Origin of the sequence: Pseudomonas sp. BO3-4 (assembly GCF_034044115.1) — a bacterium.
Classification (GTDB): domain Bacteria; phylum Pseudomonadota; class Gammaproteobacteria; order Pseudomonadales; family Pseudomonadaceae; genus Aquipseudomonas; species Aquipseudomonas alloputida.
In genome coordinates, this window is the sequence record NZ_CP139018.1 from 4,009,062 (window position 1) to 4,026,233 (window position 17,172).

Genomic DNA, 17,172 nt, shown 5'->3' on the forward strand with positions numbered 1-17,172 from the left:
CCGCTCAGAACAGCAGTAACTGATGGTCGGTAAGGCGCGCGAAATCATCGCCGACAAAGGGCAGGATGGCGTCGGCCACCGGCAGTAGCTGACGGCTGATGTAGTGATCGTAGTCGATCGGTGCCTGCAGGTTTTCCAGCGGCTCAGGGCCGGCGGTGGTGATCACGTAACTGATCCAGCCCCCACGCTGGTACTGCAGAGGGCGCTGTAGACGCTTGTTGTAGTCGTCGGCAAGGCGTGCGGCACGCACATGCGGCGGCACGTTGCGCTGGTAATCGGCCAGCGGGCGACGCAGGCGCTTGCGATAAACCAGCAGTTCGTCCTGCTCGCCCGCCAACGTTCGCCGCACGTACTCGCGGACATAATCACGGTAGGGCTCGCTGCGGAACACTCGGCCGTAGAGTTCCTGCTGGAACTGCCGGGCCAGCGGTGACCAGTCGGTGCGCACCGATTCCAGGCCCTTGTAAACCATTTCTTCAGCACCGTCGGCCCGCTGCACCAGGCCGGCATAGCGCTTTTTGCTGCCTTCATCGGTACCGCGGATGGTGGGCATCAGGAAGCGTCGGTAATGCACCTCGAACTGCAGTTCGAGGGCGCTCTGCAGGTTCATGGTCTCGTGCAGATGGGCTTGCCACCATTGGTTGACCTTTGCCACCAGCTCGCGGCCGATGCGCGCCGCGTCTGCCTCGGCGTGGGCACCCTTGAGCCAGACAAAGGTGGAGTCGGTGTCACCGTAGATTACATCGTAGCCACACGCCTCGATCAGGGACCTGGTCTGGCGCATGATCTGGTGGCCGCGCATGGTGATCGACGACGCCAGGCGCGGATCGAAGAAACGGCAACCGCTGGAGCCAAGCACGCCATAAAAGGCATTCATGATGATTTTCAAGGCCTGCGACAGCGGCGCATTGCCCTCGCGCTTGGCCGCTTCCCTGCCCTGCCACACCCGTTCGACGATGGCTGGCAGGCAGTGCTGTGTGCGTGAAAACCGCCCACCGCGAAAGCCCTCGACCGAATGTGCGTCGTCAGGCTGACGCAGGCCTTCGATCAGCCCGACCGGGTCGATGAGAAAGGTCCGGATGATCGACGGGTACAGGCTCTTGTAGTCCAGCACCAGCACCGAGTCGTAAAGCCCTGGTCGCGAATCCATGACAAACCCGCCGGGGCTGGCTTCGTCCGGCCGGCTGCCAAGGCTGGGCGCGACAAAGCCAAGGCGGTGCATCTGTGGAATGTACAAGTGACAGAACGCGGCTACCGACCCACCGCTGCGGTCCACGGCCAATCCCGTCACCGAGGCCCGTTCGAGCAGGAAGTCGAGCAGCCGGGTATGGGCGAAAATGCGCGTGACCAGTTCGCAGTCCTTCAGGTTGTAGCGTGCCAGGGCCGGTTTGTCTTCGGCGAAGCGGCGATTGATTTCGTCCATGCGTTGGTACGGCGTGTCGATGGCCTTGCCTTCACCCAGCAGGGTCTGGGCAACGTTCTCCAGGCTGAACGAGGAAAAGCTCCAGGTGGCCGAACGCAACGCCTCGATGCCATCGATCAGCAGCCGCCCCGGCGCATCGGCGAAAACATGGCCGCCACCGGCATGGCTGCGCAGGGTCATGACCGCACCGTTGCGCCCCAGGGCCAGTGGCACCTGCAACGACTTGGCGTGCTCATGCAGCAGGCGCAGGTCGAACTGCACCAGGTTCCAGCCAATGATCGCGTCCGGGTCATGCCTGGCCATCCACTGGTTGAGCCGGGTAATCAAGGCGGCGCGATCGGCGCAATACTCCAGGTCGAAGTCAAGCCCGCTGGCATCGCCGTTGGCCGGGCCGAGCATGTACACCTGGCGCAGGCCACAGCCCTCCAGCGCGATGCTGTACAGCTCGCCACGCTCGCTGGTCTCGATGTCCAGCGACACCAGGCGCAGCGCCGGGCGATAGCCTGGCTGCGGCTTGAGCTGGGCGTCCCGGTAAACGCCCTGCGCATCCGGCTGACCAGTGAACTGCACCGGCGCCGTGATGAAGCGCTCCATGAGGTAACGCTCCGGCGGGCGGATATCGGCCTCGAACACGTCGATACCGGCCGTGCGCAGACGCTGCTCCAGTTGCATCAACTGGCGATGCTGGCGGGCATACAGGCCAAGCATCGGGCGATGCTCGAAGTCCTTCAGGCGCAGTGGCTTGAGCTTGGTCCCTGCTTCGTTGGCCAGCAGCACACGGGCATGCTCGGCCTGCGCCTGAGGAATGAAAGCCACCGACTCCTGCGCCGCCAGCCGCAACAGCCGCGGCCCGGCATCGGTGGCCAGCCAGAACTCCACGCAGGTGCCTTCCGGCGTATCGTGCCAGTGCCGGGTCAGGACAAAACCCTGCTGCAACTCCACTGCGTCGACCTCTGGATTTTCTTTAGATGGCGTTATTCTACCTGTGTCGTGCCTGACATGAGTGTTTTAGCGCCTCCCCGCCACAAAACCGCTCCCCCGCCCGGCCACGGCCAGCAGCCAGGCCAAGGCGATCAACACCAGCACCACCCCGCCAAACCACGCCACGCCGGCCCCAGCCAGCAGCAATCCGCCAATGATCCCGCCCAGGGCAATGGCGCAGTTCCACACCGTCACCAGCATCGACTGCGCCACATCACCACCCGGGCCTGCGGCGTCGGCGCACGCTGTCTGCAGCAGGGTCGGGGCGCCGCCATAGGTCATTCCCCACAAGGCGATGCTCAAGTACACAAGCCACGACGATGCCTGCCCCAATGCCAGCGTGGCCAAGGCAAAACCGGCCAGGCTCAGCAACACCAGCTTGCGCAGGTATCGGTCGACCAGCAGCCCTACCAGGCCGATCCCGGCCAGCGCCGACAGACCAAACACCATCAGCACAGGGCCAATGTCCGCAGCCATGCCAGCCGCCGCCAGCAACGGCACGATATAGGTGTAGAGGATGTTATGGCCAAGGATCCAGGTGAGGATCACCAGCAGTACGAGCAACACCCCCGGCGTGCGCAATACCTGCATGGCCGCCGGGCGCTTGTCGGCAGCCTGCCCCGGGTAGTCCGGCACGGATCGCAACACCCACACCACCAGCAGCAACGCCACCAGCGTGACGACCACGAACGTCGCGCGCCAGCCCACCCCTGCCCCCAGCCAGGTCGCAATCGGCAAGCCGAGCGACAAGGCAATCGGCTGCCCGAGCATGGCCAGCGCCATGGCCCGGCCCTGCAACGGTACCGGCACCATGCGCCGGGCATGTCCAGCGATCAGGCCCCATGCCAGGCCGGCCGCAGCCCCCGTGAAAAAGCGCAGCACCAGGGTCAGCGTGTTGGAGTCCGACAGGGCCGTCAGCCCGTTGAACAGCACGAAGCCGATGATCGCCAGCAACAGCGCCCGGCGCCGATACCAGCCTTGGGTCAATGTCACCAACGGGATGGCGGTCAGTAACGAGCCCAAGGCATACGCCGTGACCCATTGCCCAGCCATGGCCTGGCTGATGTGCATGCCATCAGCGATCTGGTCGAGCAAACCCGCCGGCAAGGTTTCGCTGAGGATGGCGATGAAACCGGTCATGGCCAGCGCCAGCAGCCCGCCAACGGGCAGACGTTCGTTGCTGGCAGCCAGCAACGGTGCGGAAGATGTCTGGGACATTGCAAATGCCTTGAGTGGGAAACGAGGCGAACAGTCTGCAAGACAAGGCCATTGCGGAAAAAGACGGTTACAATGCCGCTCACCCAGGACATCAGCGTCCGCAATCAGGAGTGCGACATGGACAGCCTCAGCGGCTTCGTGGTCTTCAACCGGGTGGCCGAAACCCGCAGCTTCGTTGCCGCCAGCCAGTCACTGGGGATCAGTGCCTCGGCAGTGGGCAAGCGCGTGGCGCGCCTGGAAAGCCGCCTGGGCGTGCGCCTGTTCCATCGCAGCACACGCAGCATCACCCTCACCGCCGAGGGCACGATGTTCCTCGAACGCAGCCGGCGCATCCTTGCCGAAATCGAAGCCACCGAGCAGGAGCTGTCGCAGGCCAGCGAAACGCCGCGCGGGCGGCTGCGGGTGAGCATGCCGCAGGTGACCAGACTGGTAATGCCGGCACTGGCCGAGTTCATGGCCCTGTACCCACAGGTTGAACTGGACCTGGACTTCTCCGACCGCATGGTGGATATCGTCGGCGAAGGCTTCGATGTGGTGATGCGCGGCGGGCAGCCGGTGGATTCCCGGCTCAGCGCCAAATTCCTCGGGCACTTTCAGCACCGCCTGGTAGCCTCGCCCGAGTACCTGCGCGAACGCGGCACACCCTTGCACCCACGCGACCTGGCAGCGCATACCTGCCTGCATTATCGCTTCCCCAGCAACGGCAAGCTGGAAACCTGGCCGCTGCGCCAGGAGCATCCCGAGCACGCCTATGACATCCCCATCTCGATGGTCTGCAACCACGTCGAAACACGCGTCTGCTTTGCCTTGAACCACCGCGGCATTACCTGTCTGCCGGACTTCAACGTGGGTCGTGAATTGGGCAATGGCTCACTGGTCAGTGTCCTCGACGACTTCATGGAACGGCGCGGCAGCTTCTATCTGCTGTGGCCGTCCGGGCGGCAGATGCCGCCAAAGTTGCGGGTATTCATCGACTTCATGCTCGATCGGGTATTCAACCGTACAGGTAGTTGATGTCCTTGTAGGCCAGCGGCGGTACCTGGCCGAGCAGGAAGTCACGCAGCTTGTGCATTTGCCGCGCTTTTGGGCTGGCCTTGAGCCAGGTCATGTAGTAACCGTCGCCGGTGGCCACGGCATGCTTGAAAGGCGTGACCAGGCGCCCGGCGGCCAGGTCGGTGCTGGCCAGTACCAGATCGACCACTGAAATGCCCAAGCCTTGCTGGGCGGCCGATATGCCCTGGTCGAGGGTATCGAACACCTGCCCCTGGTCGATGCTGATGTCCAGCGCATCCATTCGCGCCAGCCAACGCCGCCAGTCACGCCGGTCGGGTGACGGGTGCAGGAACTCGCATCGGGGCAGGTCGGACAGTTGCGGTTGTGCCTGCGTCATGTAATCCGGATGACATACCGGGATCAGCCATTCATCGAACAGCTTGAAACTCTCGATATCGGCAGGAAAACGCCCGCTGGCCAGGAGAATGGCGCAGTCGTAGGGCTCGGAATAGAAGTCCACGCTGTCGATATCCATCCACACACTGGACAGTTGCACGCTGCAGTTGTCCTCGACCTTCTTGAATGCATCAAGCGCCCGCAGCAGCCAGCGCACCGTGAGCGTGGACGGCGCCTTCAGGCGCAGCCCGTAGCGATCCTGACGCAGCAGTGCGCAGGCATTTTCGATGATCTTGAAGCCTACCTTCAGCTCTTGCGCCAGCAGGCGGCCGTGCTCGGTGAGGCTCAGTTTCGGGCCCCGACGTTCGAACAGGTCGCAGCCGAACAGGGCTTCGAGGGTCTTGATGTGGTGGCTGACGGCGCCCTGGGTCAGGGCCAGCTCCTCAGCAGCGCGGGTGAAAGAGCCATAGCGAGAGGCCACCTCGAAGGCACGCAGCGCGTGCAAGGCCTGAATCCGTTCCGACATGGCGGCGTCCCGAGCATGAGTAAGACTAATAGTAGGTCATAACTCCACGCGTTTTACAACGACAGGAGCGTCTCGGAAAATGCCGGTAAATAACAAACATAACCAAGATCCTGCCTGCATGTGACTGGAACGTTCACTTAAATCAACGCCTGGGGAAATCATGTTTACGGGATATGGAAATTGCTATCGCCTGGATGCGCTGGAGCTAGCCGCTGAACATGGTCACACCATGCAACACTGGACGTTCAAAACCATAGAACACTTTCGCAGTATTCTCGCCAACCCCGAATTCCCCTGCCTGTTCGGCCGCAAGGCGGTAAACGGCGAAACCTGCCACATTCTCTTCGCCCGCGCCGAGCAACTGGCCGATGATATCGCACAGGGCCTGGCCAATTATGTGCGCACCGTCGCACCGATCGCACCCAAGCAGCGCATCGGCAGCCCATTGGTGGTGTTTCTCGAAACCGCCGCCGGCAGCAGCCTGGCCGAGCAGCAGGCCTTGGCCTGGAAGGTACTGCGCGGCGTGCATGCGCGCGACCCGCACCCTTGGCCGCAGGGCATCCCGACCGATCCCGACGATACCGGCTGGTCATTCTGCTATGCCGGCATGCCGCTGTTCATCAACATGAACTTCCCCGGCCATCAGCAGATGAAAAGCCGCAATCTGGGCCAGCACATCACCTTCGTCATCAACCCGCGGGAGAACTTCGACGAAGTGGCCAACGCCAGCACCGAGAGTGGCAAGCGCATCCGCGAACGGATTCGCGAGCGCGTGCACCACTACAACGACGGCGTTGTGCCCGACACCCTTGGCTTTTTCGGCGATACCGACAACTACGAGTGGAAGCAGTATCAACTGCAGGAGGCAGGCTCGCTCAACCCGTCACGCTGCCCCTTCCATGCCCATGCCGCACACCAGGCGACACCCGACATACTGATCGAGAACTGACCGTGAATACCGCACTCACCGCCACCTACGCCCTCACCGTGCTGCTACTGATCGCCACTCCCGGCCCGGTGGTGGCACTGATCGTCAACACTGCGGCCGCCTCCGGCTCGCGCAAGGCCATGTTCACCGCCGTCGGCACCAACTGGGCATCACTGGTGCTGATCGGCGCGGCAGCGTGGATCATCCTCACCAGTGCCGCCATCGACAAAACATGGCTCAGCACCATGAGCCTGCTGGGCTGCCTGTTCATCGGCTACATTGCCATGGGCACGTTGAGGGACGCCCTGCAGGCACCCGCGTCAGACGCGGCGAGCGAGGCCCCCAAGGCTGGGCGCGGTGGGCTGATGCAAGGCTTCATGGTGGGCATTTCCAACCCGAAAGACATCATTTTCTTCATCGCCTTCTTCCCGCAGTTCATTCAGATCACCGAATCGTTCGGCAAGAGCATGGTGGTGCTGTCGCTGCTGTGGGTGGCCATCGATTTCGCCGTGCTCAGCCTGTACATCTTCGCCATCGGCAAGATCGCCTCGCAGCGCAGCAACCGCATCATCAGCCTGGCGTCGGGCGTCGCCCTGCTGCTGATCGCCGCCGGCGGCCTGCTGTACAACCTCAAGGAACTGGCGGCCTGAATCTGCTGCAAAGTACCCGGCTTAAGCGAAGGAGAGACCATGACCACGACTGACACGCGCCCGTCTCCTTCGCCGCTGCAGCAGGACTACCAGCGTTTTCTCCTGCTGGGCAGTCGCCGTGCCCCCTATACCCTGCATGTGCACGAAACCGGCTACCGCTCCGGCACCATCAACACCGATGCCCTTGGCTTGCGCTACAGCCATTGCGCCGGCAAGCGCTTTTCGGCGGCCGAGCACGGTGGTGCGTCGCGCATCAACCTGCTGGTCGGCGGCTCCACAGCCCTGGGCATCGGCGCCAGCTCCGACGAACACACGGTGGCCTCGCACCTGTCGATGCTCACGGGCGAAGTCTGGCTGAGCCTGGCCGGCTGCGGGCTCAACGCCACCCAGGAATTGATGATGTTCCTGACCCACCAGCACCGCCTTGGCCAGCTCGGCCATGTGGTGGTGCTCAGTGGCCTCAACAGCCTGGCCCACGAAGCCCTGTGTGAAGTCCTCGCAGGTACCAACGACCCGCAGCACGCCAAGGCCTACCAGGCCTTTCTCAACAGTTTCAGCGAAGGCATGCAGCCCTGCGCACCGCCCCGTCGGCAGTCGCTGTGGCGGCGCATCGGTCAGGCGCTGGCCCCTCCCGTGGTCACAGCCCCGGTCAGCTGGCCACTGTCGTCCCCGGAAAAACGACTGGCCCGTGCCGCCGACAACATTGGCCGCACCTTGCGCCAATGGGACCGTCTGCTGGCAGACAGCCACGCCACGCTCACCTTCATCCTGCAACCGCTGCTGCCCTGGTGCCGGGATACCCTGCCCGCCGGCGAGCAAGCCATGTTGACCGCGCTGCAGCAACAACCGGCCAACTTCGACCGGCTGCTGGAGGGGGCATTCGACAGACAGTTGCATTCGGCATTTTTCCGCCGCATCAAAAGCCAGGCCGACCCGGTGCCCTGCTACGACATGAACTGCATGCTCGACAGCTCGCCCGTGTTCGGCGCAGACCTGTTCATCGACCGCCTGCACCTGAACGATCTGGGCAACAATGCCTTGGCCAAGGTGATCACCGCCAAGCTTGGGCTGGCCCAGGAAAAACATGCCCAGCGCAAGGTCACGCCGATCAAGCTCGTCTGACAGTTGTCGGGTGGTCTTTCGGCCACCCCCCTTGGGTGGCTAGAATACGTCGTCGTTACGATTTGCCCGAGGCGCACGTTTGACCGCCATGAACACCGAAGCCGTCCATCCGTACCTGGCCACCCATGGGGTTTGCCTGTGAGCCTTGTGCGACGCCTGCCCCCGCTGTTGGCTGCGCTGATGCCACTGGCCGCGCAAGCGCTGGAGGTACGCATCGACCCTCATGCCGACCTGCTCTACCGTCAGGCCTTGCCGCTACTGGAGCAGGCCGACAACCAGGACGACGCTGCCAGCACGCTGCGCACCGCAGTGGGCGGCGACCCTGAGCTTAGCCGCCAGGGCCAGGCCATGGCTCACACCTTGCCGACAGCGGTTGCCCTGCTGAAAAAATCGGTAGCGCTTGGGCACCCGGTCGCACAGTACCGCCTGGCGCTGTACTACATGACGTACCTGCCCGCCGCGCAAATCCCGGACGCCGCCTGCCCGTTGCTCGAAGCCAGCCTCCAGCAGGGTTTTGCCGCACCGGCGCCCGCCATCGCCACCTGGTGCCAGCCCTACAACGTCAGCAGCGAGTACCGTACAGCGCTGGAGGCCATCCCCAGCATGGCCACCGTGTACGCCCCCTACTACCCGCAACCGGCCACACGCCTGGCTTGCAACCGCAGCCGGCCACAAGGCCTGGAAATGCTGTGGGGGCGTCAGCGCGACTACCAGGCCGAGGTGTACCGCCTGCTTGGCGACCTCGACCCACAGCAGCGCAAGAGCCTGCTGCAGAAAGCCGTAGACATCAATGGCTGCGCAACGGCGCAACAGCTGCTGACCAGCCGCCCATAACCCAGGGTCATTCGGGGCCGCTATGCGGCCCTGTTGTCAGTTGGCCACTGAGGTTGAGACGAACACGCCTCGACCAGCAAGATCGTTCAAGCCATCCCCTGCCCCGTCTGTCATGCTGGCCTGCCTCGTAGCCGTCATGCAGCCATCATGCCCCACATCGCCCGCCAAGCCTTTCTTCACGGCGCCATTGCCATTCTCCCGTTGTCCCTGGCCGTTGCCCCTTGGGGCCTGCTGGCCGGTTCCATGGCCATCGAGGCCAACCTCAGCGCCTGGCAGGGGCAGGGGCTGTCGGCCATCGTCTTCGCCGGCGCCGCGCAGCTGGTGGCCATTGGCATGCTCAAAGGGGGGGCCAACCTGGCATCGATCCTGCTCACCACCCTGCTGCTGACCTCGCAGCACCTGCTGTATGGCCTGTCGATGCGCCCGGTACTGTCCAGCCAGCCGCTGCGCTGGCGGCTCGGCCTGGGCTTTCTGCTGACCGACGAATTCTTCGCCCTGACCAGCCAGTACGACCAGCAGCAATTCAACCGCTGGTATGCCTTGGGGGTGGGCCTGACCTTTTACATCGCCTGGAACCTGTTCACCCTGGCCGGCATACTGCTGGGCCAGAACATTCCACACCTGGACCAGTTCGGCCTGGATTTCTCCATTGTCGCCACTTTTGTCGCCCTGATCGCGCCGCTGGTGCGCAACCTGGCCACCGTGGTGTGCGTAGCCGTGTCGCTGTTCTGTTCGGTGCTGTTCAGCTACTGGCACTGGGAAACCGCCCTGGTGGTCGCAGGCCTGCTGGGCATGTGCGCCGGGTTCATCTGCCAGAAATTCGCCGGAGCCCGCGCATGACCTGGATCCTGATTTTCGCCATGGGCGCCATCGTGTTCCTCAACCGCTACGCATTCCTGGAGCCGCGCCTGCCCCTGCGCCTGAGCTCGAATGCCCGGCAGTTTCTCGGCTTTGCCGTGCCGGGCATGCTCACCGCCATCTGCGGCCCGATCATCTTCATGGCCGACCACCAGCTCAACCTGAGCGTGCTCAACCCCTACCTGCTGGGCTCCCTTGTGGCCATCGCCCTGGTGCTGTTGACCCGCAGCGTATTGCTGAGCATGCTGGTGAGCATGTTGATCTTCTTCCTTCTGCGCAGCTGGCTGGCATGAGCCCGCCCTTGCGCGAGCAGACACACCTCTGGCAGGCGCCAGCCCTTGGCGACGTCGAGATGCTGCACGCTCGCTACTACCAGCAGCGCTTCGCCCCGCATGTGCACGAAGGCTATGTATTCACCGTGATCGAGTCGGGCGCCCAGCGCTTCTGGCACCGCGGCAGCGAGCACCTGGCACCGGTCGGCAGCATGGTGCTGATCAACCCCGACGAACTGCATACCGGCGCTACGGCCCATGAAGCCGGCTGGCGTTATCGCGGCTTCTATCCCGAGCACGAGCGGGTCACCGGTGTGCTCGACGAACTGGAACTGGGCCGCCACGGCATGCCCAGCTTCAAGGACAGCGTGATCCATGACCCGGCCCTGGCCTTCGCGTTCAGCCAGCTGCATCAGTTGTCCGAAGCCAGCGCCAGCGCCTTGCAGCAGCAGACGGCCTGGCGCCAGGCGGTGCTGGCCCTGGTGCAGCGGCACGGGCAGTGCGCCGAGCCTTCGGCCCCTGGCCACGAACCCCTGGCCGTAGCCCGCGCCCGCGAACTGCTGGAAAGCCAACTGGCCGACCCGCCCTCACTGGAAGCGCTGGCGGCAGCAGTCAACCTGTCGCCGTTCCACTTCGCCCGGGTGTTCCGCCAGGCCACCGGACTGCCACCCCATGCCTGGCTGAAGCAACGCCGCCTGGCCCGCGCCCGCGAAATGCTGAAGCACGGCCTGGCCGCTTCGCAAGTGGCGTTCGACCTCGGCTTTGCCGACCAGAGCCATTTGAGCCGGCAGTTCAAGCAAGCCTATGGGGTGACCCCGGGGGCGTATCGGCAAGCCTGCGTTCACTCTGCTCTGCGCGCGTGAAAGGGCGGCAGCGCCCTCTCGAACTTGCATCTATACGCCAGGCCCAAGCTATGCTCTGCGCGTAAGCGAAAATCAGAAACGCGGAATTTTCCTACAACAACCATGCTTTGAATGCAGACCCGACGGCATTTTCCCGACTGTGCAGTTGAGCACTTCAACAGGTCACGTTCAGATACCGAGCCCTGAATCCCTTGCACGGCACGAGCATCAACTTTAAACATGCTGTTTATAAGTAACGAGTTGTTACTGCGCCGCAAGAGCAGCCACTGGCAGCTGCCGCAACGCACCTTGCAAAGGCCGCAAGAGCCTGGCCAACCCTCTGCTACACTGACAGGGCTGAATGGAGGATCCTGCCATGTCCGAAAGAGAGCTCACCACCCTTCTGTCGTTGATGAACCAGCGCCAGGCCTGTCTGAGCAGTGCCTGCAAGGAGATTGCCGACTGGATCGACCGGCAGGGCGATGTGCCCGCCGCCGGCAAGATCCGCGCTAGCCTGAAGGCACTGGAGGCCGATGAGGCCCAGGTTCGAAAGACCCTGACGTCGCTGACCCTCGACAGACCGCTGCCGCGCTTTCGTAGCTGAAAGGCGCAGTTGAAAAAAAGGGCCGCTGAACGCGGCCCTTTGATCTGTCAGTGGTTCATGTGCATGTGATCATGCCCACCACCCGCGTCGGCGTTGAGCGCACGCACTTGCGCCTGAACGTCCAGGGTTTCCTTGGCGCCCTTGGCATCCTCGATGGTCAGGGTCAGTGGCACTTTGTCACCCTCCTTCACCTGATTGTTCAAGCCCATCAGCATGACATGCAGGCCATTCGGGTCCAGGGTCACTGCCTTGCCGGCTGGCAATTCGACAGCCTTGACCTCACGCATGCCCATCACGTCACCGTTCATGGTCATCTCGTGCACCTGCACGGTCTTGGCCACAGGCGAAGCCACGCCCACCAGCTTGCTGTCGCTGCTGGCAGTCAGGACCATGAACGCACCGGTGGACTGCTGGTGCGGCACGCTGGCACGCACCCAGGCATCACTCACGGTGGTCTGGGCCAGGGCCGGCAGGGCCAGCCCCATCAGTACCAGGGCAGCCAGACCGCGTTTGATCGGTTGCATCGACATTCAGCAGATCTCCATCAGGGTGACCAGATCTTCGGCGCATTCCTTGGCGTTCAGGGAATGGCCCAGGCTCAGGCGCAGGGTGCCACGTGTATCGTAGACGTAGCTGGTGGACGAGTGAGAAATGGTGTAGGTGTCTCCGGCCGGAACCTTCTCGTAGAACACCTTGAATTCCTTGGCCACCGCGGCAATTTCCTCGGGGGTGCCGGTCAGCGCGGTGAACGTCGGGTCGAAGGCCTTGACGTAGGCATCGAGCACCTCGGGCGTGTCGCGCTCCGGGTCCAGGGTGATGAACACCACCTGGAACAGGTCGCGGTCGCGGCCCCTCAGCAGCTTGCGAATCTGCGCCGCCCGCGCCAGCGTGGTCGGGCAGACGGCCGGGCACTGGGTGAAGCCGAAGAAGACCATCGGCATGCTGCCGTAGAAGCTCGACAGGGTGCGCACGTTACCTTGCGGGTCTTTGAGGCTGAACTTGCGCCCGAGGATTTCGTTGCTCATGTTCTTGCCGTACTTGAACTCGAGCCCCCGGGCCGGGCTGCAGCCTGCCAGCAGGCCAAGCCCGAGAACGCCCATGCCGGCGACAACCGCACGCCGGGTCAAAAGATCATTCATGAAACCATCCTTTAAAGGGAAGGTGCCGGCCCTCGGGACGGGCCGGTCGAAAAACCGGGGCATTCTGGCATGACACCCAGAGGGGTTCTACCCGACCATGGCGGGGATGGCCTGCAGCCCTTTGAATACGGGCTGCGGCCTGTTGTCGCAGGGGTTGAAACCGTAACACTTTGTTGCTAAGGGAGCCGCCTTCAACTCAGTAGTAGGCGTTTTCTTTCTGGCTGTGGTCAGTCACGTCGCGCACGCCCTTCAGCTCCGGAATACGCTCGAGCAGGGTGCGCTCGATGCCTTCCTTCAGGGTGACATCGGCCTGGCCGCAACCCTGGCAGCCACCACCGAACTGCAGCACGGCAATGCCGTCATCGACCACGTCCACCAGGCTCACCTGGCCGCCATGGCTGGCCAGGCCGGGGTTGATCTCGGTCTGCAGGTAGTAGTTGATACGCTCGTTGATCGGGCTGTCTTCGTTGACCATCGGCACCTTGGCGTTTGGCGCCTTGATGGTCAGCTGGCCGCCCATGCGGTCGGTGGCGTAGTCGACCAGTGCGTCTTCCAGGAACGGCACGCTGACGGCGTCCAGGTAAGCAGTGAAGCTTTTCAGACCCACGGCGGTGTCGTCAGGCTTCTCTTCGCCCGGCTTGCAGTAGGCGATGCACGTCTCGGCGTACTGGGTGCCCGGCTGGGTGATGAAAATGCGAATGCCGATGCCGGGCGTATTCTGCTTGGAGAGCAGATCGGCCAGGTAGTCATGGGCGGCGTCGGTAATGGTTATAGCGCTCATGTAGGTTCCTCACAGACTTGCGGCCAAGTGTACGCCAACCCAGCCTTCGAACAAAGTCCTAGCAATTGACTCGGGAAAGCGCATATTCAGGGGCCGGCCCCCGTTGCGCCGCCAGCCAGGCCTGCATTCGCCGGTACAGGCCGCGCTCCAGCCACTGATAGCTGAACCACGACATTAGTCCAATGGACGGCACGCACAGGGCAAATGTCAGGAACGGGTTCAGATGCAGGCGCTCACTGGCGAACCAACCGGCATACAGCACCAGCACATGTATCAGGTACACCGAGTACGAACAGTCGCCAAGGGCCTTGAGCAGCCGATTGCCCTGGAACAGCGGCTCCATGGCCACGAAGGCCAGGACGACCATCGCACTCGGTAACCCCCAGTGCAGCAAGCGCTGGGAAGCGTCCAGATAGTAGATCGCCATGCCCGCCACACCCAGCAACGCCAGCGGCAACCACCGGCCCTGGCGGATCAGCCCGCGGCGGTACAGTACGCCGACACCAATGCCCAGCAGAAACTCGTAGATGATGCCGTTGTTGTAGAAGCGGCTGACCACGCCCATGCGCCCCAGTACCTCACTGACCAGCAACAGAGCGGCAGTCACCAGCAGCAGGTGATGCCGTTGGCGTACCAGGAAGGCCAGGCCGAACAGCAGGTAGAAGAACATCTCGAAGTTCAGCGTCCAGCCCACGTTCAGGGTCGGGTACAGGCCATAGCCACCTGGGTTTTCCGCCGGGATGAACAGCAGCGACAGGAACAGGTGCCGCCAGTCAAACGCCTGATGTGGCATCCATTGGCTGAATGCCAGCAGCAACATGGCCATCAGGGCTGTGTAGAACCAGTAGGCAGGGACGATGCGCAGCGCCCGATTGAGCAGGAACTGGCGCGGTTCGATGGTTTTGTCGCGGGTCGACAGGTAGATGACCAGCCCACTGATGACGAAGAAGATGTCGACGCCTACGGCGCCACGGTCGGTGAGCAGTTGGCCGATGGGGCCGGTGGCGTGGAAGTCGAAGAAGATCTGCATGAAATGGTGGCAGACCACCACCCAGGCGGCGAACGCCCGCAGTGCCTGAAGCGAATACAGCATGGAATACCCTGCGCTTGGCGGTGCATTGAGGCCCGTATCGAGTGCAGAGGCCAGCGCCAGCCTTCAGAGCAGCGCCGTACCTGTTGTAGGAGCGGGTTCACCCGCGAAGGGCTGCAAAGCAGCCCCCTTTGCAATCGATCAAGACCACCCACCCATTCCGACCGCAAGGTACTCGGAAAGGTCAGCCAACCCGATCAGAGGTTCTCGTACCGGTTCATGTCCAGCACGCCCGCCTCGACCGGTTCGGTTTCCTTGATATAGCTGTTCAGGTCATGGAAATAGCGCCAGAACGCCGGGTGACTGCGGCGCACACCCCAGCGCATGACAATGCGCTCGAACTTCGCCGCGTCATCTTTGGCGTACTCCATGTCCTCGACGAACTCCGGCACATCCTTGGTCGGGATGTTGAAGATGAAGTTCGGGTAGCTGGAGAGCACCCCCGGGTACAGGGTCAGGGTATCCAGCCCCGGCTGGTAGCGGTACGCCTCACCCAGCAGGAACGCCACGTTGCTGTGCGCGCGGTTGCGCAGCAGGCTGTACACCTGACGTTGGCCGTCCTGCCCTTCGATACGCAGCATGGTCGCCTCGGGCAACTGGTTGATCACCTTCAGCCCGGCCGCCGGGCGCGACACCAGACGGCTGAGCGACTGCTCGGCATTGCGGAATTCTTCGCTCATCTGCGGCCGTGAGCAGAACGCGCCCTGGCAGCGGTTGATCGGGTCCGGTGCGGCATTCAGGCTGCCGGTGCGCTGCAGCAGCTTCAGGCCAAAGTCGCGTTTGGGGTTGCGCGGGTCGAGCTTGATGCCACTCGGGGTGTCGGTGTCGATGTCTTCATAATCCATCCACATCTTCACCTTGCCACTGTTCTGGTACCAGTCGCCAAGGATCGCCTTGCGCTGGTCGGCCGGCATCAGGCGCAGGAAGTTGACCTCGGCGCCGTTGCGGATCAGGTCGAAGTACAGGCGCGTCTGCAACTGGTGCGAAACGTTGCCATACACATCGAAGTTGACCGCCAGCTGGTAATACGTGCGCTCGAACAACGGGTAGTCGAACAGCCACACGGTCAGCGGCACATCCCCCACCAGGCCCTTGGTCACCGATGCGCTGTCGAAGTGGCGGAAGATGCTCAGCAGCGCATTGTCGTTACCGGCCCACAGCGTCGACCATCTCGGTGCCGGCATTTCGGCATAGGCTTCACGGCGCAGTTTCTCGTAGTCGTTGCGCTTGTCACGATAGGCGTGCCACAGGCTCAGCACACTGCCCACGTCATCGATCTGACCAGGCATGGCCAGCAGCGGGGTAGCCTCGCCGCGGTACTTGGCATCGGTGATGTAGCGATCGAAGGCCGGCTCCTGGAACAGCGCCCAGAAGTTGTCGCGGATCACGTCAGTGGCAATCTGCCCGCGGCACACCGGGCCACGGATGAAGGTGCGCACGAAGTACTCGGCGTTATCCAGCATGAACTGGTAGCGCGCCACCGCCGGGATCGCCTCGAAGGTTTCAAACGGATTGGCCCGGTGGCGCGGGCCGTAGCCCGGAAGCGCGGCAGCATGCCAGTCACCGGCATAGAACAGCTGCTTCACGCGCTTGAGCTTCTGCGGCCCCATCGGGTAGGTGATGTGCGTCTTGTGCACGATCACGCCCTGCACCGGGATCAACCGGTAGTAGAAGTCCGTGCCCGGTGGGTCGTTGGGGCGGCGGGTGGCAATGATATCGACCGGCTTGCCACTTGGCGTGCGCGAGCGCACCCACTGGAAGAAGTGGCCCTGCTCGCCGCCAGCGAAATAGATGTGCGCCAAAAACAGGTGCTCGTACAGCCAGCGGCCCACCAGCGCCTCGGTGGAACCCGGGCGGTTGAGCAGTTCTTCCCACTCTGCGATCTGCCTGGCTTCGGCCGCGCTCGGCTGGATCGGCTGGTACTCCACCGGCGCACCGGCCGCCAGCCAGCGGCGCAGGGTGGCGTATTCGTCGTCGGTCAGCCCGGTCACCGCCAGCGGCATGCCCTCCTTGGGGTGTGCGCCGGCATAGGCGTCGAATTCATGGGGCAACGGGCACATGTTGTTGCGGCTCAGGCCCAGGACGATCTCTTCGGGCAGCTTGGCGTTGGGCGTAAGCGGGGTCTTGTGGCCCAATTCCAGCATGCGCGCCATCAGCGCGGCCTGACCGCCCTGGTTGTCGAGCACCGAGTAGAAGCCCTTCTTGCGCCATTGCTCCTCGCTGTGGGCGTCGTAGAACAGCCGCGTGGTGGGCACCGCCTTGCTCCGCTCGCCCTGGTACACCGGGACCTTACTGGCCCCGCGTACCGCGCCTTCAGGGCTTTCCAGCTTGAGCTGGCAGGCGGCGTCGTTGCAGGCGTGGCAGGCCACGCACTTCTCGGTGAAGATCGGTTGAATGTCCCGGGTGTAGGAAATAGCCGGGCTCGACTGGGGGGCCTGCCCGAATACCGCGCCGCTGATGAGCAAGGCGAAGGCGCCGGCAAGGATACGATGCACCATGTGCGGAAAGTCCTGGT

At 63.3% G+C, this 17,172-nt stretch carries 17 protein-coding genes; 9 read left to right on the forward strand and 8 right to left on the reverse strand.

Annotation, left to right across the window (positions count from 1 at the left end; genetic code table 11):
* Positions 1-4: 4 nt before the first annotated feature.
* Both REH59_RS18570 and REH59_RS18575 read right to left on the reverse strand, forming a co-directional pair.
* Positions 5-2,365 carry a DNA polymerase II gene (locus REH59_RS18570; protein WP_014861804.1) on the reverse strand — a complete coding sequence of 787 codons (2,361 nt, stop codon included), beginning with the start codon at positions 2,363-2,365 and terminating at the stop codon, positions 5-7.
* Positions 2,366-2,431: 66 nt separating this feature from the next.
* Complete coding sequence (locus REH59_RS18575; protein WP_014861805.1) at positions 2,432-3,622, reverse strand: MFS transporter; 1,191 nt, start codon at positions 3,620-3,622, stop codon at positions 2,432-2,434.
* Positions 3,623-3,739: 117 nt separating this feature from the next.
* Between REH59_RS18575 and REH59_RS18580 the strand changes: the two genes are divergently transcribed.
* Positions 3,740-4,636, forward strand: coding sequence for a LysR family transcriptional regulator (locus REH59_RS18580; RefSeq protein ID WP_003250440.1), 897 nt, complete (start codon positions 3,740-3,742; stop codon positions 4,634-4,636).
* Here REH59_RS18580 and REH59_RS18585 read toward each other — a convergent pair.
* Positions 4,617-5,537 carry a LysR substrate-binding domain-containing protein gene (locus tag REH59_RS18585; protein WP_003250438.1) on the reverse strand — a complete coding sequence of 307 codons (921 nt, stop codon included), beginning with the start codon at positions 5,535-5,537 and terminating at the stop codon, positions 4,617-4,619. The genes REH59_RS18580 and REH59_RS18585 overlap by 20 nt on opposite strands.
* 160 nt (positions 5,538-5,697) lie before the next feature.
* Here REH59_RS18585 and REH59_RS18590 point away from each other — a divergent pair, with 160 nt between their 5' ends.
* From REH59_RS18590 to REH59_RS18625, 8 genes are all read left to right on the forward strand, one after another.
* Complete coding sequence (locus REH59_RS18590) at positions 5,698-6,486, forward strand: YqcI/YcgG family protein (protein ID WP_014861807.1); 789 nt, start codon at positions 5,698-5,700, stop codon at positions 6,484-6,486.
* Positions 6,487-6,488: 2 nt separating this feature from the next.
* Positions 6,489-7,115 carry a LysE family translocator gene (locus tag REH59_RS18595; RefSeq protein ID WP_003250434.1) on the forward strand — a complete coding sequence of 209 codons (627 nt, stop codon included), beginning with the start codon at positions 6,489-6,491 and terminating at the stop codon, positions 7,113-7,115.
* A gap of 39 nt (positions 7,116-7,154) precedes the next feature.
* The gene (locus REH59_RS18600; protein WP_003250433.1) at positions 7,155-8,237 is read left to right on the forward strand and encodes a hypothetical protein; all 1,083 of its coding nucleotides are present in this window, start codon (positions 7,155-7,157) and stop codon (positions 8,235-8,237) included.
* 138 nt (positions 8,238-8,375) lie between these two features.
* On the forward strand, positions 8,376-9,071 hold the full coding sequence (locus tag REH59_RS18605) for a hypothetical protein (RefSeq protein ID WP_014861808.1): 696 nt from the start codon (positions 8,376-8,378) through the stop codon (positions 9,069-9,071).
* Positions 9,072-9,218: 147 nt separating this feature from the next.
* Positions 9,219-9,911: an AzlC family ABC transporter permease gene (locus tag REH59_RS18610; protein WP_014861809.1), complete on the forward strand. Its 693-nt coding sequence runs from the start codon at positions 9,219-9,221 to the stop codon at positions 9,909-9,911.
* Positions 9,908-10,222 (forward strand): AzlD domain-containing protein, encoded by a 315-nt coding sequence (locus tag REH59_RS18615; RefSeq protein WP_004573763.1) that lies wholly within the window; start codon positions 9,908-9,910, stop codon positions 10,220-10,222. Before REH59_RS18610 ends, REH59_RS18615 begins: the two co-directional genes overlap by 4 nt.
* Positions 10,219-11,064: an AraC family transcriptional regulator gene (locus REH59_RS18620; RefSeq protein ID WP_014861810.1), complete on the forward strand. Its 846-nt coding sequence runs from the start codon at positions 10,219-10,221 to the stop codon at positions 11,062-11,064. The genes REH59_RS18615 and REH59_RS18620 overlap by 4 nt, the downstream gene beginning before the upstream one ends.
* Positions 11,065-11,419: 355 nt before the next feature.
* Complete coding sequence (locus tag REH59_RS18625) at positions 11,420-11,647, forward strand: hypothetical protein (protein WP_003250422.1); 228 nt, start codon at positions 11,420-11,422, stop codon at positions 11,645-11,647.
* A 47-nt stretch (positions 11,648-11,694) separates the two neighbouring features.
* Here REH59_RS18625 and REH59_RS18630 read toward each other — a convergent pair whose 3' ends face one another.
* The 5 genes from REH59_RS18630 to REH59_RS18650 all read right to left on the reverse strand — a co-directional run bounded on the left by REH59_RS18630 (position 11,695) and on the right by REH59_RS18650 (position 17,155).
* Positions 11,695-12,177: a copper chaperone PCu(A)C gene (locus REH59_RS18630; RefSeq protein ID WP_004573777.1), complete on the reverse strand. Its 483-nt coding sequence runs from the start codon at positions 12,175-12,177 to the stop codon at positions 11,695-11,697.
* On the reverse strand, positions 12,178-12,786 hold the full coding sequence (locus REH59_RS18635) for an SCO family protein (RefSeq protein ID WP_003250418.1): 609 nt from the start codon (positions 12,784-12,786) through the stop codon (positions 12,178-12,180). It lies immediately after the preceding gene.
* A gap of 196 nt (positions 12,787-12,982) precedes the next feature.
* Positions 12,983-13,567: a Fe-S biogenesis protein NfuA gene (nfuA, locus tag REH59_RS18640; RefSeq protein WP_003250416.1), complete on the reverse strand. Its 585-nt coding sequence runs from the start codon at positions 13,565-13,567 to the stop codon at positions 12,983-12,985.
* Positions 13,568-13,625: 58 nt separating this feature from the next.
* Complete coding sequence (locus REH59_RS18645; RefSeq protein WP_004573784.1) at positions 13,626-14,660, reverse strand: acyltransferase family protein; 1,035 nt, start codon at positions 14,658-14,660, stop codon at positions 13,626-13,628.
* 194 nt (positions 14,661-14,854) lie between these two features.
* Entirely contained in the window at positions 14,855-17,155 is a 2,301-nt protein-coding gene (locus REH59_RS18650; RefSeq protein ID WP_004573786.1) for a fatty acid cis/trans isomerase, read from the reverse strand.
* Positions 17,156-17,172 lie beyond the last annotated feature (17 nt).

What these genes read in the sequence shown, in the direction of transcription:
- REH59_RS18575 (WP_014861805.1), bottom strand. Translation starts at nt 3,622, where the DNA reads ATGTCCCAGACATCTTCCGCACCGTTGCTGGCTGCCAGCAACGAACGT.
- REH59_RS18580 (WP_003250440.1), top strand. Translation starts at nt 3,740, where the DNA reads ATGGACAGCCTCAGCGGCTTCGTGGTCTTCAACCGGGTGGCCGAAACC.
- REH59_RS18585 (WP_003250438.1), bottom strand. Translation starts at nt 5,537, where the DNA reads ATGTCGGAACGGATTCAGGCCTTGCACGCGCTGCGTGCCTTCGAGGTG.
- REH59_RS18590 (WP_014861807.1), top strand. Translation starts at nt 5,698, where the DNA reads ATGTTTACGGGATATGGAAATTGCTATCGCCTGGATGCGCTGGAGCTA.
- REH59_RS18600 (WP_003250433.1), top strand. Translation starts at nt 7,155, where the DNA reads ATGACCACGACTGACACGCGCCCGTCTCCTTCGCCGCTGCAGCAGGAC.
- REH59_RS18610 (WP_014861809.1), top strand. Translation starts at nt 9,219, where the DNA reads ATGCCCCACATCGCCCGCCAAGCCTTTCTTCACGGCGCCATTGCCATT.
- REH59_RS18615 (WP_004573763.1), top strand. Translation starts at nt 9,908, where the DNA reads ATGACCTGGATCCTGATTTTCGCCATGGGCGCCATCGTGTTCCTCAAC.
- REH59_RS18620 (WP_014861810.1), top strand. Translation starts at nt 10,219, where the DNA reads ATGAGCCCGCCCTTGCGCGAGCAGACACACCTCTGGCAGGCGCCAGCC.
- REH59_RS18625 (WP_003250422.1), top strand. Translation starts at nt 11,420, where the DNA reads ATGTCCGAAAGAGAGCTCACCACCCTTCTGTCGTTGATGAACCAGCGC.
- REH59_RS18630 (WP_004573777.1), bottom strand. Translation starts at nt 12,177, where the DNA reads ATGTCGATGCAACCGATCAAACGCGGTCTGGCTGCCCTGGTACTGATG.
- REH59_RS18635 (WP_003250418.1), bottom strand. Translation starts at nt 12,786, where the DNA reads ATGAATGATCTTTTGACCCGGCGTGCGGTTGTCGCCGGCATGGGCGTT.
- nfuA (WP_003250416.1), bottom strand. Translation starts at nt 13,567, where the DNA reads ATGAGCGCTATAACCATTACCGACGCCGCCCATGACTACCTGGCCGAT.
- REH59_RS18645 (WP_004573784.1), bottom strand. Translation starts at nt 14,660, where the DNA reads ATGCTGTATTCGCTTCAGGCACTGCGGGCGTTCGCCGCCTGGGTGGTG.
- REH59_RS18650 (WP_004573786.1), bottom strand. Translation starts at nt 17,155, where the DNA reads ATGGTGCATCGTATCCTTGCCGGCGCCTTCGCCTTGCTCATCAGCGGC.